The organism is Tabrizicola flagellatus (assembly GCF_046295235.1).
Lineage (GTDB): Bacteria > Pseudomonadota > Alphaproteobacteria > Rhodobacterales > Rhodobacteraceae > Tabrizicola > Tabrizicola flagellata_A.
The window spans coordinates 1-16,180 of the sequence record NZ_JBKBLV010000035.1 but is presented as its reverse complement, the minus strand read 5'-3'; the positions used below and the strand labels follow the sequence as shown (position 1 = coordinate 16,180).

Annotated in this window: 14 protein-coding genes; 4 read left to right on the top strand and 10 right to left on the bottom strand. The window is 67.7% G+C overall.

What is annotated here, in order from left to right; all coding sequences use genetic code 11:
• Window positions 1-57 precede the first annotated feature (57 nt).
• From trxA to pnp, 3 genes are all read left to right on the top strand, one after another.
• Complete coding sequence (trxA, locus tag ACK4IU_RS14545) at window positions 58-384, top strand: thioredoxin (RefSeq protein WP_409736468.1); 327 nt, start codon at window positions 58-60, stop codon at window positions 382-384.
• Between the two features lie 94 nt (window positions 385-478).
• Entirely contained in the window at window positions 479-1,426 is a 948-nt protein-coding gene (locus ACK4IU_RS14540) for an NAD(P)H-binding protein (RefSeq protein WP_409736466.1), read from the top strand.
• Window positions 1,427-1,599: 173 nt separating this feature from the next.
• Window positions 1,600-3,741 (top strand): polyribonucleotide nucleotidyltransferase, encoded by a 2,142-nt coding sequence (gene pnp, locus ACK4IU_RS14535; RefSeq protein ID WP_409736464.1) that lies wholly within the window; start codon window positions 1,600-1,602, stop codon window positions 3,739-3,741.
• Between the two features lie 81 nt (window positions 3,742-3,822).
• Here the strand turns inward: pnp and hisD are convergent, their stop codons facing one another.
• The 6 genes from hisD to ACK4IU_RS14505 form a co-directional block, all read right to left on the bottom strand.
• Window positions 3,823-5,136, bottom strand: coding sequence for a histidinol dehydrogenase (hisD, locus tag ACK4IU_RS14530; RefSeq protein ID WP_409736462.1), 1,314 nt, complete (start codon window positions 5,134-5,136; stop codon window positions 3,823-3,825).
• Window positions 5,137-5,141: 5 nt separating this feature from the next.
• Window positions 5,142-6,002: an ABC transporter permease subunit gene (locus ACK4IU_RS14525; protein ID WP_409736460.1), complete on the bottom strand. Its 861-nt coding sequence runs from the start codon at window positions 6,000-6,002 to the stop codon at window positions 5,142-5,144.
• On the bottom strand, window positions 5,999-6,787 hold the full coding sequence (locus ACK4IU_RS14520; RefSeq protein WP_409736458.1) for a taurine ABC transporter ATP-binding protein: 789 nt from the start codon (window positions 6,785-6,787) through the stop codon (window positions 5,999-6,001). The genes ACK4IU_RS14525 and ACK4IU_RS14520 overlap by 4 nt, the downstream gene beginning before the upstream one ends.
• A 63-nt stretch (window positions 6,788-6,850) precedes the next feature.
• The gene (tauA, locus tag ACK4IU_RS14515) at window positions 6,851-7,840 is read right to left on the bottom strand and encodes a taurine ABC transporter substrate-binding protein (protein WP_409736456.1); all 990 of its coding nucleotides are present in this window, start codon (window positions 7,838-7,840) and stop codon (window positions 6,851-6,853) included.
• Between the two features lie 28 nt (window positions 7,841-7,868).
• Window positions 7,869-8,576 (bottom strand): aspartate/glutamate racemase family protein, encoded by a 708-nt coding sequence (locus ACK4IU_RS14510; RefSeq protein ID WP_409736454.1) that lies wholly within the window; start codon window positions 8,574-8,576, stop codon window positions 7,869-7,871.
• The gene (locus ACK4IU_RS14505; protein WP_409736452.1) at window positions 8,576-9,595 is read right to left on the bottom strand and encodes a D-cysteine desulfhydrase; all 1,020 of its coding nucleotides are present in this window, start codon (window positions 9,593-9,595) and stop codon (window positions 8,576-8,578) included. The genes ACK4IU_RS14510 and ACK4IU_RS14505 overlap by 1 nt, the downstream gene beginning before the upstream one ends.
• 111 nt (window positions 9,596-9,706) lie before the next feature.
• On the opposite strand from ACK4IU_RS14505, the gene ACK4IU_RS14500 reads away from it, so the two are divergent.
• A complete protein-coding gene (locus ACK4IU_RS14500) occupies window positions 9,707-10,621 on the top strand; it encodes a LysR family transcriptional regulator (RefSeq protein WP_409736450.1) in 915 nt (304 codons plus the stop codon).
• An 18-nt stretch (window positions 10,622-10,639) separates the two neighbouring features.
• On the opposite strand, the gene ACK4IU_RS14495 is transcribed toward ACK4IU_RS14500, so the two are convergent.
• The 4 genes from ACK4IU_RS14495 to ACK4IU_RS14480 all read right to left on the bottom strand — a co-directional run.
• Complete coding sequence (locus ACK4IU_RS14495) at window positions 10,640-12,190, bottom strand: indolepyruvate oxidoreductase subunit beta family protein (protein WP_409736448.1); 1,551 nt, start codon at window positions 12,188-12,190, stop codon at window positions 10,640-10,642.
• A gap of 163 nt (window positions 12,191-12,353) precedes the next feature.
• Window positions 12,354-14,501, bottom strand: a complete 2,148-nt coding sequence (locus ACK4IU_RS14490; RefSeq protein WP_409736446.1) for a thiamine pyrophosphate-dependent enzyme — start codon at window positions 14,499-14,501, stop codon at window positions 12,354-12,356.
• A 3-nt stretch (window positions 14,502-14,504) separates the two neighbouring features.
• The gene (locus ACK4IU_RS14485) at window positions 14,505-14,993 is read right to left on the bottom strand and encodes a MarR family winged helix-turn-helix transcriptional regulator (protein WP_409736444.1); all 489 of its coding nucleotides are present in this window, start codon (window positions 14,991-14,993) and stop codon (window positions 14,505-14,507) included.
• On the bottom strand, window positions 14,990-16,180 hold a 1,191-nt coding region (locus tag ACK4IU_RS14480; protein WP_409736442.1), incomplete at its 5' end, for a phytoene desaturase family protein. The genes ACK4IU_RS14485 and ACK4IU_RS14480, both read right to left, overlap by 4 nt.

The window sequence follows — 16,180 nt, the reverse complement described above, 5'->3', positions numbered from 1 at the left end:
CGTTCCCGGACTGCGTCCATACCTTCCCTATTCGACAAATCCCCTAGGAGAACGATCATGGGCGCCGCCACTGTCGCCGTCACCGATGCCACCTTCGATGCCGAAGTCCGCAAGTCGCCGATTCCGGTCGTCGTGGACTTCTGGGCCGAATGGTGCGGCCCCTGCCGGCAGATCGGCCCAGCGCTTGAGGAACTTGCCACCGAATACGCGGGCAAGGTCAAGATCGTGAAGGTCAACGTGGACGAGAACCCCGACAGCCCCGCCGTGCTCGGCGTGCGCGGCATCCCGGCGCTGTTCATGTTCAAGGACGGCCAGGTCGTGTCGAACAAGGTCGGCGCCGCCCCGAAGGCCGCGCTGGAAAACTGGATCAAGTCGGCGATCTGATCTGCCTGATATCGCGTTGAACGCCCGGTCCCCGCGACCGGGCGTTTTCGTTTGCGCCGATTGTCAGTCGGCCCTGTCCTGCTAGACTGACAGCATGGCCACGCTTTCCATCCTGCTGCTCGGCGGCACCGGCACAATCGGCCGGGCAACGGCGCGGGCGCTGCGGGCAGACGGCCACCGCGTCACTGCGCTGATCCGCCCTTCGGCCGATGCGAGCCTCCTGCCCGGCTGCACAGTGGTCCGGGGCGACCTGCCCGAAGCCCTTCCCGGTGCGATGACCGGCATCGACGCCGTCGTCTCCTGCCTCGCCTCGCGCACGGGAAAGCCGGCGGACGCCTGGGCCGTGGACCACGCCGCGAACTCGGCCGCGCTAAAGGCCGCCGTGACCGCAGGTGTTCGGCACTTCACGCTGCTCTCCGCGATCTGCGTGCAGAAACCGCACCTCGAATTCCAGCGCGCGAAACTCGCCTTCGAGGCCGAACTCCAGACCGCCCCAATCGACTGGACCATCGTCCGGCCGACGGCCTTCTTCAAATCCCTCTCCGGCCAGGTTCCCCGCGTCGCCAAGGGCAAACCCTTCCTCGTCTTCGGCGACGGCCGCCTGACCGCCTGCAAGCCGATCTCGGACGCCGACCTCGGCCGCTTCCTCACCCTGACCCTGACCGACCCCACCAAACGCAACCGGATCCTGCCTATCGGCGGCCCGGGCCCGGCGATCACCCCCCTCGACCAGGCCGCGATGCTGGAGCGTCTGACCGGCCAGCCCGTCCGCATCAAGCGCGTCCCCGTGGCACTTATGCAAGGGATCGTCGGCCTTCTCAGCGCCCTCGGCACCCTGTCGCCCAAGCTGAAGGCCAAGGCCCAACTGGCCCGCATCGGGCGCTACTACGCGACCGAATCCATGCTGCTGTGGAATCCCGCCACCGGGGCCTACGACGCCGACGCCACACCCGAGTTCGGCACCGACCGGCTCGAGGACCATTATGCCGCGATGCTCCGGGGTGAGGTGGCGGATGACCGCGGGGCGCATGCGATCTTCTGACCCGCCCCCGCATCCGTTCTTTCATTCGCAGGACTTTTCCTGTATGGCCCCCGCCATCTGAGACGTGAGGCCCGCCCCCGGGGCACATGCAAAGGATACGGGGGAAGGGCGGCAATGGGGCCGCCAGATGTGGGGGGTGCCGGCAGGGGCCGGACCTCCAGAGGAAACGATACATGTTCAATGTGACCAGGAAATCGATCCAGTGGGGCAATGAAACGCTCACTCTGGAAACGGGGAAAGTTGCGCGGCAGGCCGATGGGTCGGTGATCGCGACGCTGGGCGAGACCCAGGTGATGGCCAACGTGACCTTTGCCAAGACGGCGAAGGAAGGCCAGGACTTCTTTCCGCTAACCGTTCACTACCAGGAAAAATACTACGCAGCCGGCAAGATCCCCGGCGGCTTCTTCAAGCGCGAGGCGCGGCCGTCCGAGAAGGAAACGCTGGTTTCCCGCCTGATCGACCGACCGATCCGCCCGCTGTTCGTCGAGGGCTTTCGCAACGAAGTGCTGGTCATGGCGACCGTGCTGTCCTGCGACCTGGTGAATGACCCCGACATCGTGGCGATGATCGCGGCCTCGGCGGCGCTGACCGTCTCGGGCGTGCCGTTCAGGGGCCCGATCGGCGCCGCGCGCGTCGGTTTCGTCGATGGTCAGTATGTGCTGAACCCCTCGATGGACGACATGACGCAGCTGCGCATGAAGCCCGAACAGCGCCTGGACCTCGTCGTCGCCGGCACCAAGGACGCCGTGATGATGGTGGAATCCGAGGCTTACGAGTTGACCGAAGAGGAAATGCTCGGCGCAGTGGTCTTCGGGCACGAGCAGATGCAGCCGGTGATCGACTTGATCATCGACTTCGCCGAAGCCTCGGCGAAGGATCCGTTCGACTTCACCCCACCGGACTATTCGGCGCTTTATGCGAAGGTGAAGGCCGCCGGCGAAGCACAGATGCGCGCCGCTTTCGCCATCCGCGACAAGCAGGAACGCACCAACGCCATCGAGGCCGCCGTTTCGGCGATCAAGGCCGCGATGACCGAGGAGGATCAGGCCGACCCGAACCTCTATCCGGCGATCAAGCAGCTGGAGTCGGCGGTTCTGCGCGGCGACGTGGTCAAGCACGGCCGCCGGATCGACGGGCGCGACACCAAGACCGTCCGCCCGATCGTCTGCGAAACCGGCGTGCTGCCGCGTGCGCACGGCTCGGCGCTGTTCACCCGGGGTGAAACCCAGGGTCTCGTCGTCACCACCCTGGGGACGGGCGAAGATGAGCAGATCATCGACGCGCTGAACGGCAACTACCGCTCGAACTTCCTGCTGCACTACAACTTCCCGCCCTATTCGGTCGGCGAAGTTGGCCGCGTGGGCTCGCCCGGCCGTCGCGAGATCGGCCATGGCAAGCTTGCCTGGCGCGCGTTGCAGGCGGTGCTGCCGGCGCCGACCGACTTCCCCTACACGATCCGCGTGGTCTCCGAGATCACCGAATCGAACGGCTCTTCCTCGATGGCCTCGGTCTGCGGCGGGTCGCTGTCGATGATGGACGCGGGCGTGCCGCTGAAGGCCCCCGTGGCTGGCGTCGCGATGGGTCTGGTGCTGGAAGAGGATGGTGACTGGGCGGTCCTGACCGACATCCTCGGCGACGAGGATCACCTCGGCGACATGGACTTCAAGGTCGCAGGCACGGCGAACGGCATCACCTCGCTGCAGATGGACATCAAGGTTGCCGGGATCACCCCGGAAATCATGAAGCAGGCGCTCGCGCAGGCCAAGGATGGCCGTCTGCACATCCTGGGCGAGATGGCCAAGGCCATCAGCGCGCCGCAGGGCTTCAGCGAGTACGCGCCTAAGATCGAGACGATGCAGATCCCGACCGACAAGATCCGCGAAGTGATCGGTTCGGGCGGCAAGGTCATCCGCGAGATCGTCGAGACCTCGGGCGCCAAGGTCGACATCAACGACGACGGCCAGATCAAGATCGCCTCGAACGACCAGAAGGCCATCAAGAAGGCCTATGACATGATCTGGTCGATCGTGGCGGAGCCGGAAGAGGGCCAGATCTACACCGGCAAGGTGGTGAAACTGGTCGATTTCGGCGCCTTCGTGAACTTCTTCGGCAAGCGCGACGGTCTGGTGCACGTCTCCCAGATCGCCAACAAGCGCCTGAACCACCCGAACGAGGTGCTGAAGGAAGGCCAGGAGGTCAAGGTCAAGCTTCTTGGCTTCGACGACCGCGGCAAGGTGCGCCTTGGCATGAAGATGGTCGACCAGGAAACCGGCGAGGAAATCGTCGAGAAGAAGGAAGAAGCCGCCGAGGGCTGAGCCCGTCGTCTGGCGTGAACGCGAAGGCCCCGGTGCGCCGCACCGGGGCCTTTTCCGTTCCGCCTGTCCTGGGATCGGCTCTCAGGTCGCTTCCAGTTTCGCGGCTCCAAGGTCGAAGGTCTCGCCAGGGAAGAACTTCGCCAGCCGGATGTCGGCCGACCGGGCATGCCCCTCCATCCCCTCCAGCCGCGAGATGCGGGCCGTGGCCTCGGCCAGGGGCCGTGCGGCGGCTCGGGTCGCGCGCTGCCAGGTCACCGTCTTCATGAACTTGTGGACCGAAAGCCCGCCCGTATACCGCGCCGCGCCCGAGGTCGGCAGGACGTGGTTGGGACCAGAGGTCTTGTCGCCGAACGCGACCGTGGTTTCCTCGCCCAGGAACAGCGAGCCATAGGCGCGCAGCCGGTCCAGCCACCAGTCCAGATCCCGCGCCTGGACATGCAGGTGTTCGGGCGCGCGGGCATCGGCGACCTGGGCCATCTCCTCGCGGTCCGCGCAAAGGATGACCTCGGCCATGTTGTCCCAGGCGGCGCGGGCGCTTTCGCGGTTCACCTCGGGAAGCGTCTCGATCAGACCGGGCACCAGGCGGATCACCGTCCGGGCCAAGGTCTCGTCATCCGTCACCAGCCAGACCGGCGAGTTGTAGCCGTGCTCGGCCTGCCCCACGAGGTCGGCCGCCACCATCTCGGCGTCGGCTCCGGCATCGGCCACGACCATGCTGTCGGTCGGGCCGGCGAACATGTCGATGCCGACCTGGCCGAAGAGCATCCGCTTCGCCTCGGCGACATACTGGTTGCCGGGGCCGACCAGCATGTCCGCCTTCGGCAGCCCGAAATGGCCGTGCGCCATGGCCGCCACGCCCTGCACGCCGCCAAGGTTCAGGATCACGTTCGCGCCGCACAGGTCCATCGCGAACAGGATCGCGGGCGGGATGCCGATGCCGGGCCGGGGGGGAGAGCAGGCGGCGATATGGGGAACTCCGGCCACCTTCGCCGTGGTGATGGTCATGATGGCGCTGGCCACATGGCTGTAGCGCCCGCCGGGCACATAGCAGCCCGCCGCCGAAACCGGGATCTGCTTCTGCCCCGCCATCAGGCCCGGCAGGATCTCCACCGCGCAATCCGACAGGGTGGCCTTCTGCGCCTCGGCAAAGCGGCGGATGTTGGCGTGGGCGAAACGGATGTCGTCCTTCAGCCGCTCGGGCACCTGCGCCGCCGCAGCGTCAAGCGTCGCGCGGCTGACGATGAGGTCGCCCTCCCACTTGTCGAAGGTGCGGGAATAATCGCGCACCGCCGCCTCGCCCTCGACCGCGATGCGGGCCAGCATGACCTGCACGAGGTCGCGCACGTCGTGGCTGTCGGTCTCGGGGGTGGCAACGGCTTGTTTCAGATAGATCATCGCGGTCACATCCGGCCCTTCCAGGGCACCAGACGGCGTTCGAGGAATCGCATGAGAAGGTCGAAGGCGAAGGCGATGATGGCGATGACGAAGATCCCCATGATCACGACCGAGGTCTGCAGGAACTGGCTGGCGGACAGCACCATGTAGCCCAGCCCCTTGGTCGCCGCGACCATCTCGGCCGCGACAAGGGTCGTCCAGCCAAAGCCGATGCCCACCCGCATCGCCGTCAGGATCTCGGGCATGGCCGAGGGCAGGATCACATGCCGCATCACCTGCCAGCGGGTGGCACCAAAGGAATAGGCGGCGTGGATCTGCTCGATGGCCGCCGACTTCACGCCCGACCGCGCGCCAAGGACGATGGGGGCGAAGACCGACAGGAAGATTAGCAGGATCTTCGAAGTCTCGTCGATGCCGAACCAGATGATCATCAGGGGCAGGTAGGCCAAGGGCGGGATCGGGCGGTAGAACTCGATCGGCGGGTCGAAGATGCCGCGCATCACCGGGCTCATCCCCATGGCCAGGCCCAGCGGCAGGCCGATCAGGCAGGCCAGCAGGAAGGCACTGAACACCCGGAAGGTCGAGATGGCGACATGTTCCAGGAAGGGCGTGTTGGTGAAGCCCTGGTTCCAGATCTGCACGAACTTGGCCAGAACCGATTGCGGCGAGGGCACGAACAAGGGTTTCACCAGCCCCAGCGCGGTGACCAGCCACCAGACGAAGAGCATGACCAGAACCGAGCCGACCGAGAGCCAGAAGGTGTTGCCCTGACCGGGGACGCCGTAGATTTCGCCGGGTCTGGTGGGACGGGCGCGGGAAAGGCGGGCCAGCGGACCGGGGGACTTCGCGGGCGGCGTGTCGGTCATTCCAGCCCCTCCTCGTCGGCAAAGATGATGTTGAGGACAGTCTCGCGCAGCGCGATGAACTCGGGCGAGGCCTTGACCGTCCGCGCGGGCGTCCCGGACTGGAACTGGCGCGAGAAGGGCAGGTCGAAGCGGTGGGTGATGCGGCCGGGGCGCGGGGACATGACGATCAGCTTGGTGCCCATGAACAGCGCCTCCTCGACGCTGTGGGTGATGAAGAAGACCGACTTGCCCGTCTCGCCCCAGATCTTCAGGATCAGCTCCTGCGCTTTTTCGCGAGTCAGCGCATCCAGCGCTCCCAGGGGTTCGTCCATCAGCAGGATCTTCGGGTCGCAGGTCAGCGCGCGCGCGATGCCGACCCGCTGCTGCATCCCGCCCGACAGCTTGTAGACGGGCGACTTCTGGAACCCGTCCAGGCCCAGCAGCCGGATGTACTCGTTCGCGGTCCGGTAGCGGGCTTCTTTCGCAACACCCTGGATCTCCAGGCCGAAAGCCACGTTGTCGATGACATTCAGCCATGGGAGGAGGGCGTGTTTCTGGAACACCACCGCCCTGTCGGCCCCCGGCCCCATGACCGCCTGCCCATCCAGCATCAGGCCACCGGTCGAGGGCGACAGGAACCCCGCGATCAGGTTCAGAAGCGTGGACTTGCCGCAGCCCGAGGCTCCCAACGCCACGACGAATTCACCTTCCGCGATGGTCAGGTCGATCTCGCTCAACGCCGCAATCGGCGGGCGGCCGTCGGCGGCCGGGTAGATCACCGAGACTTGGTCGATGGTCAGGCTCACGGGGCCGGTCCTCTTGCAGGAAGGTGCCGCCCGGCCCGGGCGGACCGGGCGGCGGGGTCGGTCCTACTGCGCCGCGGCTGCGGCGTAGGTCGGGTTCACGAAGGCGCTGTAGTCATTCAGCGCGGCGTCGATCCGGCCAGCGGCGACCAGGAATTCCGCCGTGGTCTTGATCTTGGGCGCGGCGCCGGCAAGCCAGGTTTCCGAGGTCTGTTCGGACATCGGCAGGAAGGTGAAGCCTTCGAGGATACCCGGAACCTGCGCCGGATCGGCCCCCGTCGCGGCGGCCAGCGCCTGCACCTCGGGGCTGTCGGCGGTCCAGGCAGCCGGATTGGCCAGATACATGCCGTTGACCTTGTCGATGGCCTTCAGGAAGGCCACGATCTTGTCGGGGTTGGCTTCGGCGAAGGCCTTGTTCACCACCCAGCCGTCATAGGTCGGAAAGCCCCATTCCGCGGTCTGATCGGCGCCAATGACCAGCGAGCCGGTCTTCAGGATTTCCGACTGCACCGGCTGCCAGATCCAGGCGGCGTCGATGGTCCCCTGTCCCCAGGCCGCCGCGATGTCGTCGGGCTTCATGCCGACAATGTTCACATCGGTCTCGGCCAGCCCTTCATGCTGCAAGGCCCCCATCAGCGAATAATGCGCGGTCGAGCCGATCGGCACGCCCACCGTCTTGCCCTTAAGATCCGCGACCGAGGCGATGCCCGAGCCCTCCCGCGCGATCAGCGATTCCGCCTTCCCGATGACGTCGGAATAGGCGATCAGCTCGATCTCCAGGCCGGAACTCGTTCCGATGGCGATGGGCGAGGAGCCAAGCTCGGACAGCACCACGTCGCCCGAAGCCATGGCCGCGATCACGTCGGTCCCGGCGTCGAACTTGCGCCACTCGATCTCCCAGCCCGTCGCCTCGGCCAGCTCGTCCGAGGCGGACAGAAGCTGCATCGGCGTGGGGTTGCCGAAATGACCGATGATGATCTTCTCGGCAAGCGCCTGGCCCGCCAGGAGCGCCGAGGCAGCGGCGCCAAGAAGGATATGCTTCAGTTTCAGGCTCATGGTCGTCTCCTCTGTTGGTCTTTTCTGGTTAGGTTCCGTGCCGTGTCAGTCCCGCAGTGGCGAAGTCCCGGATGGCCGCCACCAGCACATCCAGCGTGTCGAAGCCCGCCACCCCCCCTGCCAGCGGCGCGGGCAGCAGAGAGAACTCGGTGCAGGCAATCATCTGCACCGTTGCCCCCCGCCGCAAGAGCGCATCCGAGGCCACCCGCAGGGCTTCCACGCTCTCCGGCCCGGGACCGGCCGCCTTGATCCGGCGAATGGCACCCAGAAGCGCGTCCTCGCCCTCGGGATAAAGGGCCGTTATCCCCAGCCGGTCCAGCGGCGCGTCGAACAGGCCGATCCGGCGCACGGCCGGCGAGGCGAGGATGCCCACGATTCCATCGCCTTTGGCCAGATCTGCCGCTTTGGCCACCGAAAGCGCAACCATGTCGAGGAACGGCACGGGGGCGGCCGCCCGGATGTCCGGCGCGTAGTGGTGCGCGGTGTTGCAGGGCATGGCCAGCGCCTCGGCCCCCGCCGCGACCAGACGGCGCGCCATCTCGGCCAGCACCGGCGCGGGGTCGTCGCCCGTGCCCTCGATCAGGCGACGGATGCGCGAGGGGACCTGCGGGTTCTGGTCCACGATCAGCGGGATGTGGTCGGCATCGTCGGCGGCGGGCGTGACATCAAGGACCTTCTGCATCAGCAGGATCGTCGCCTGCGGTCCCATGCCCCCCAGTATGCCGACGCGGCGCATCAGACCTCCAGCGCGCGGCGCGCCTCGGCAAAGGCCGCGTCATAGCCGAACAGACCCGCCGCACCCCCGGTGTGCAGGAAGACCACGCGCTGCCCCTTGCGGAACTGCCCCTTGCGGACCAGGTCGATCAGCCCCGCCGCGCCCTTGCCGGAATAGACCGGGTCCAGAAGGATCCCCTCCAGCTGCGCGAACATGGCGATCGCCTCCAGCGTGTCGGCGCGCGGGATGCCGTAACCCTGACCGACATAGTCGCAATTCGCCACCACGTCGCCCCGCGCGACCACGCCCGGACAGCCCAGCTTTTCGGCCGTCTTCTGCGCAAGGGCGAAGACGTTCTCTTCCTGCTTCTCCTTCGGCGCGCGGACCCCGATGCCCAGAAGCGGAATCCCCGCGTTCAGCGCCTTCAGCCCGGTGACCAGCCCCGCCTGCGTGCCTGCGCTGCCGGTGGCCGTCACGATCTGGTCGATGACAAGTCCCCGGTCGTTGGCCTGCCCGACCAGCTCGAAGGCGCAGTTCACATAGCCCAGCGCCCCCGTCGGGTTCGACCCGCCGCCCGGGATCACATAGGGCTTGCGGCCCTCGGCGCGCAGGCGGTCGGCCAGCACCTCCATCTCGGCCGCCATGTCCACGCCCCCCGCCCGGCGCGAGGTGGTGGCGCCGTGCAGGTGGTCCAGAAGCACGTTGCCGTTCATGTTGTAGTTCGGATCGTTGGACCCGGTCCGGTCCTCCAGCAGGATATGGCAGGCAAGGCCCCGCCTGGCCGCGAAGGCCGCGGTCTGGCGGGCGTGGTTCGACTGGGTCGCCCCTTGCGTGATGACGGTATCCGCGCCCTGCGCCTCGGCCTCGGCCATAAGGAATTCCAGCTTGCGGGTCTTGTTGCCCCCCGTGGAAAGCCCGGTGCAGTCGTCGCGCTTGATCCAGATCTCGGGCCCGCCAAGTTCCCTCGTCAGCCGGTCCAGCCGTTCCAGCGGCGTCGGCAGGTGCGCCAGGAAGATGCGCGGGAACCGGGAAAGGTGCATGGGTCGAGTCCCTGGCTAACTTGCAGAAGCCAAGATTTGAACAGGACAAAGCCAATTGCAAATGCGAAATTGGCCGAATATCTTGCAGGAGTTGCAAGTCATGGGTGCGGAATGCGGCTGGAGTGGCTGGAAGACATCCTTGCCATCGCGCAGACCGGGTCGTTCAGCGGCGCGGCAGAGCGGCGCAACCTGACGCAATCGGCCTTCTCGCGCCGGATCCGGCAGATCGAGGATTATGTCGGCCTGCCGCTCTTCGACCGCAGCCGCAAGCCCGTTCAGTTGCGCCCGACGACGCTGGCGCAATCCGCCCAGATCGAGCAGATCGCCAGCGCGCTCCGCCAGTTGGTGACCGACCTCCGGCGCGGCGACCGGGTCGCGTCGAACCGCATCGTCATCGCCAGCCAGCATTCCCTGACCACGTCCCTTGCGCCGCGCATCGTGCAAAGCATCAGTGACTGCGGGCATGAGGTCTATGTCCGCCTGCGCTCGGCCAACCTGGACGAATGTCACGGGCTGCTTCTGTCGCGGAATGCGGACCTGGCCATCGTCTACAGCCTGCCCGACCAGGAGGCGCTTCCGGGGGAATATCTGGAAAGCCTCGACCTCTGGCCGGACCGCCTCATCCCCGTCCTGCGCCCCGAGGAGGCCCGGATCCTGACCATGGGCGCGCGGGCCGAGCTTCCCTTCGTCGCCTATCCGCCCGAGGTCTTTTTCGGCACGGTCATGACCCAAAGGATCCTGCCGGCGCTCGATCCCGGCACGCTTGCCCTGCCCCGGGCCGAGACGGCTCTGACCATGGCCGCGCTGGAAATGGCGGCAGCCGGGGTGGCGGTGGCCTGGGTTCCCGAAACGCTCGCGCGGGTGGGACTTGCGCAAGGGCGTCTCGCCGATGTCTCGGGCGTCCTGCCGCAGTGTGCCCTGTCGGTCCGCGCCCTGCGGCTGAAGGGGGTGCATGGGCCGGCCGAAGCCGTGATCTGGAACCACATCGCCGGCTTGCAGGGCGACGCGTTGGCGGAACAGGGATAGCCGCGTCGGGTTCGGCGGTCAGGCGAAACTGTCGATGGTGCGGATCGCCCCGTCCAGCGCCTTGCCCTCCTCGTCCTGCAACGCGGCCTCGCGCAGGCGGCGGCACCAGTCGGCGGCATCCTCGCGCGCCGCAATGCGGGCGGTGGCGGCCAGCACCTGGTCGAACTTGGACTGGCCCCGGGCATGGGTGTCCGAATAGCCCTTGATCAGGCGGCGGCAGCGGATCAGCTCGACCGCCAGCGCATAGTTGCGCGGCACTTCGGCCAGAGCCGTCTCCAGCCAGCGCGCCAGATGCGCCTGTTCCTGCGCGTGGCGCAGTGTCCGGCGCCGCCAGCCCTTCATGCCGCCGAGGATGTGGAGGGTGACGAAGGCGGGCAGGCTGTCGGTGCGCAGGCGACGCCCCTTGTCGAACCAGCGGGTCAGGCGCGCCATCCATTTCGGATCGGCCTCCACCTTCGCGCCCAGTCGGGCGGGGAACATGCCGACGATCTCGGCCGCGCGGGGGTGGAAGAACTCGGTCAGGTGCAGGATGCTTGCCTCCTTCACCCCCATCTCGCTGCGGATGCGGTCGAAGCGGCGTGCACGGGTCTTGAGGTCGGCGACGCGGATGATGTCGTCATAAGCCATTGCATTGGCGATGTATTTCGCCGCCTCGCGCGAAAGCGCCCAGCCGTGGCAGGCATCGTCCAGCGCAAGGACAGTGGTCAGACGGTCCAGATACTCCGCCCCGTAGCGCAGGTCCTGGAAATCCACGACCTTGCGCAGGCCGGGCAGCGCCAGTGCGGCCACCGGGGCGGGCAGCGCCGCGACCCGTGCTGCCAGCCTGTCCCATTCGGCCACCAGCCGGGCGGGACCCTGCACCCTCGCCTCCGGCTTGCCGGACGCGGCCGGGGCCGCCGGTGCCTCCGGGTTCGCTGCCACCTCGAAAGCCGCTGCGAAAGCCTTCAGCGAGGCCTCCGTCCCCTTGCCGCCCGCCCGGATCGCCGCCTCGAAGGCCTCTCGCGGGAAGGGCAGCACTGCTGCCCCCGCCAGCGCGCCCAGAAGCGAGGCCGAGATCACCGACCCGTTGCGCACCGCCAGCGCGTCGAAATCCGCCGCGATGACCCGGCGCGCCGCGACCTCGGCGGCGGCCATCACCTCCTCGGACGAGGCGATGCCGTCGCCCGGCACCATCTTTTCCGACACCGCCAGCGCACGGTGGGTCGAGGTGATCAGCGTGGTCCGGTCCGGCGTGACGAAGCCGCGGATGATGGCGCGGCCGGCCTCCATCATTTCGGCGGTGATCATGATGTCCACGTCGCCCGGCGCGGGCATCAGCGAGAATACCGGCACCGGCTCGCCGGGCCGGTGCGGGGCCATCTCGACGTAATAGACCGTGGCCCCGGTGCGCTGCGAGACGCCCGCGACGCTGGTCGCCTGCGCGGCATAGCCCTGCGCGCGGGCCACATCCTCGATCCAGCCGGTCAGCACGCCACCGCCCTGGCCGCCCACCGCCAGGATCGCCAGCTTGATGATCCCCGACAGGCACGGGTCGGGCGCGCGGGGGCTGAGCGTGTCGGGCAGGGTCATCCTCTGTCCTCGTCCGGATGCACCGCAGGTGACCCCCCCACCCCATCCCTCCCCCACACGGGGGGAGGGAGGTGCCCGGCCCGGCCAGTGCCGAGCGAGGGAAGCGTCACGCGGCTCCCCTCCCCCTCGGTGGGGAGGGGATGGGGGTGGGGGGCACGCTGCGTCATGCCGTTCCCCCGAAGTCCAGCCGCCGCGCAGCGCGGCGGGATTGCAGCCAGCCGATGACCCTTGCCCGGAACGCCGCCATCCGGGCCTCCCATTTCGAAGGGTTGTGCACCACGTCCGCGCGGTAGAACGACGGGCAGAGCACCGCCGCATCCGCAACCTCGCCGCAGTTGCCGCAGCCGACGCAGCTCTGGTCGATCGAGGCCACCGGATCGTCGCGCAAGGGATCGTCCAGCTTCTTCAGCGACAGCGAGGGGCAGCCCGACAGCCGCATGCAGGCGTGATCGCCGGTGCAGACATCCTCGTCCACCCCGAAGCGCGGGGTCTCGACCCGGCGGCCCTCGCGGATCGCCTTTTGCGCCAGGGGCTTCTCGCGCCGCTGCCGGTTCAGCATGCATTCCGACGAGGCGACAATCACCTTGGGGCCGGGCGTGTCCGTGGTCAGCGCCTCGCGCAGCACGTCGCGCATCCGACCCACGTCATAGGTCCGGTCCACCTGCCGCACCCAGTCGATGCCGATGCCTTTCAACGCCTTGGCGATGGGATGCTTCGTGGCCTTGGTCGGGTTGTCGGCGCGGCTGGACATGATGTCCTGCCCGCCGGTCGCAGCGGAATAGTAGTTGTCCACGATCACCGCCACCCCGTCCGACTTGTTGAAGGCCATGTTGGTAAAGCTGGACGACAGCCCGTTGTGCCAGAACCCGCCGTCGCCGATGATCGAGACAGGCCGCCGCTCGCCGCCCCCGTCGAAGGCCGCATTCGCCGCCGGGCCGAGGCCATAGCCCATCGTCGCACCGCCGATCTCGAACGGCGGAAGCGAGCCGAAGAGGTGGCAGCCGATGTCCGCGCTGATCTGAAGCTTGCCGGTTTCCCGCTGCACCAGCTTCATCGCGGCGAAGATCGGGCGTTCCGGGCAGCCGATGCAGAACCCCGGCGGGCGGATCGGAACTGTCTTGGTCAGATCCGGGATCTCCGGCTTGTCCTCGTTCGGCGCGCGGACCAGCGCCGGCAACATCTGCGGCGCGGCCTCCTTCAGGAAAGCCGATATCCCGTCCAGCATCACCTGCCCGGTATATTCCCCCGCCATCGGCAGGAGGCCCTTGCCGCGCAGCTTCACGGACGACCCCGCGCGATACAGGAAGGTGGACAGCTGCTGCTCGATGAATTCGGGCTGGCCTTCCTCGATCACCAGCACCTGCTCCTTGCCTGCGCAGAATTCGAGGAATTCTTCGGCGATCAGCGGGTAGGTCACGTTCAGAACGTAAAGCGGCACCTCGGTGTTGCCCCAGATGTCCGCCAGCCCCAGCCGTTGCAGCGCCCGGATCACGCCGTTGTACATGCCCCCCTGCAGGACCAGCCCGACCGGAGCGGTCGCCGGCCCGAAGATCTCGTTCAGCTTGTGCTCGCGGATGAACCGTTCGGCGGCGGGCCAGCGGTTCCTGATCTTGTCCTGCTCGTGCGCGAAGGACATCGGCGGCAGGACGACGCGGGCGAAGTCGGATTGCGGGTTCGACAGGGCCTCCCGCACGGAAAGCTTCGGGCGCTGGTTGTCGCGGGTCTGGAAGCTGCCGGTGACATGGCAGGACCGGATGCGCACCATCAGCATGACGGGCGTGTTCGACGCCTCGGAAAGCTCGAACCCGTCTTTCACCGCCTGCACGATGCTGGGCAGGTTCGGGCGCGGGTCCAGCAACCAGAACTGCGACTTCATCGCGAAGGCGTGGCTGCGTTCCTGCATGATGCTGGAACCCTCGCCGTAATCCTCGCCCACGATGATGAGGGCGCCGCCATTCACGCCAGAGGACGCAAGGTTTGCCAGCGCGTCCGAGGCGACGTTGACCCCGACCGAGCCCTTGAACGTCACCGCCCCCCGGATCGGGTAATGCACTGAGGCCGCCAGCATCGCCGCCGCCGCCGCCTCGTTCGCGTTGGCCTCGAAGCGGATGCCCAGCTCGGCCATCAGGTCCTCGGCATCGGCCAGCACGTCCATCAGGTGAGAGATCGGCGCCCCCTGATAGCCGCCGACATAGCCGACGCCGTTCTCCAGCAGCGCCTTGGTCAGTGCCAGGATCCCCTCGCCGGTGAAGGTGTCACCCTCGCCCTTGCGCAGGTGTTCGACTTCGGCCTTGAAGGAACGTTCGGCCATGGCTCAGATCTCGTGCTTGCGGATGTTGGTGAGCATCTTCTGCAACGTGCCGACGAAGGCCCGCCGCTCGTCGGCGCCGATCCCGCGGAACATGCGTTCGTGGGCCTCGGCCATGCGGGGCCAGAGCGTCTCGAAATGCGCGCGACCGGCCTCGGTGATATGGACGCGCGTCGCCCGGCTGTCGGCCGCATCGGTCTCGCGCCGGATCAGCCCATCGGCGGCCAACTGGTCCAGCGCGCGCGACAGGGTGGACTGTTCGACCACCGCATAGACCGCAAGCTCGCGGATCAGCGGGCCTTCGATGACCGACAGCACCGCCAGCGCCCGCATCTTCGGGGTGGTCAGGCCGAGACTGGCCATCTCCTCGCGCAGACTGGCGTTGTAGCGCCCCATGATCCGGTTCATCAGGTAGGGCGCGTAATTGGTCAGGCCGATCTCGCCCAGACGGGGCAGGGTTTCGGGCGGTTTCTCCGGGGGCGTCTGGTCGGTCATGCGCCCAGCCTTTTCGCCGCAAGATAGCCCGAGCCGCCGCCAAGGCCGGGACCGGGATGGGTCGAGGCGCCGATATGGGTGAAGCCCCGGATCAGGTTGGTGCCGTTCGTCGAATGGGCATAGGGGCGGAACAGGAAGAACTGATCCAGCGTGCACAGCCCGCCATAGGGATCACCGCCGACAAGGTTGACGTTCATCCGCTCAAGATCCGCCGGGGAATAGGCCCGCCGCGCCAGCCTGATCCTGTCGAAGTCCTTGATGTGCCGCCGCAGGATGCCCTCGATCCGGTCCGCGAAGGCCTCGCGCGTGGTCTCGGACCAGGTCCCGTCCGTGGCTATCTCACCCGCCGCGTCGCCCTTCAACACGCGCGGCGCGTCGGGGATCTGGAGCCAGAGGATCGCCTTGCCTTCGGGGCAGCGCGACGGGTCCAGCCGGTGCGGCTGGCCGACGCAGATCGTCGGCACCGCCGGCAGCATCCCCCGCTCGGCCTCGTTCGACGCCTTCGAGACTGAGTCGATCCCGTCCGCCAGATGGATCAGCGCCACATCGTCGAGGCCGGGCGACAACCATTCCGGCACCCGGTCCAGCGCATAGTGCAGCTGGAAATTCCCCCGCCCGTGGCGGAACACCCTGGCCGCCGCCCTATCCTCGGGCAGGTTCACATCGCGCAGAAGCCGCTCCTGCAATTGCCCAGGCGCGACCGAGGCGAGGACCGAGGCGCAGGCGATCTCCTCGCCCCCGGCCAGCGCCACGCCGCGCACACGGCCATCCTGCACAAGAATCCGGTCCACATCGGCCCCGCAGCGGATCTCGCCGCCCTTCTCCTCGACCAGCGCCCGGAAGGCCGCGACGCCCGCGCCCGAGCCGCCCTTCACGATCGGCGCCCCCGCCGCCTCCAGCGCGAAGGCGATGACCTTGCCAATCTGGCCGGAATAGGTGCTTTCGGGCGTCAGCCCGCAATGCAGCACCCAGGGCGCATAAAGCGCTTGGACGGCGGGCGAGGTGTAGGTCGTCTCCAGCCAGCCCCGCGCCGGAACCAGCGCCCGGCCGAACCAGGCCGCCAAGCCCCGCAGCCCGCGCTTGCGCACCTGGCTCCACATCAGCTTTGCCATGGGCCACGACCAGAGCGACCCGCCCAGAAGCGCGAAGAGAAACGGCGCGTCGGCCTCGATGCCACCGACATCAAG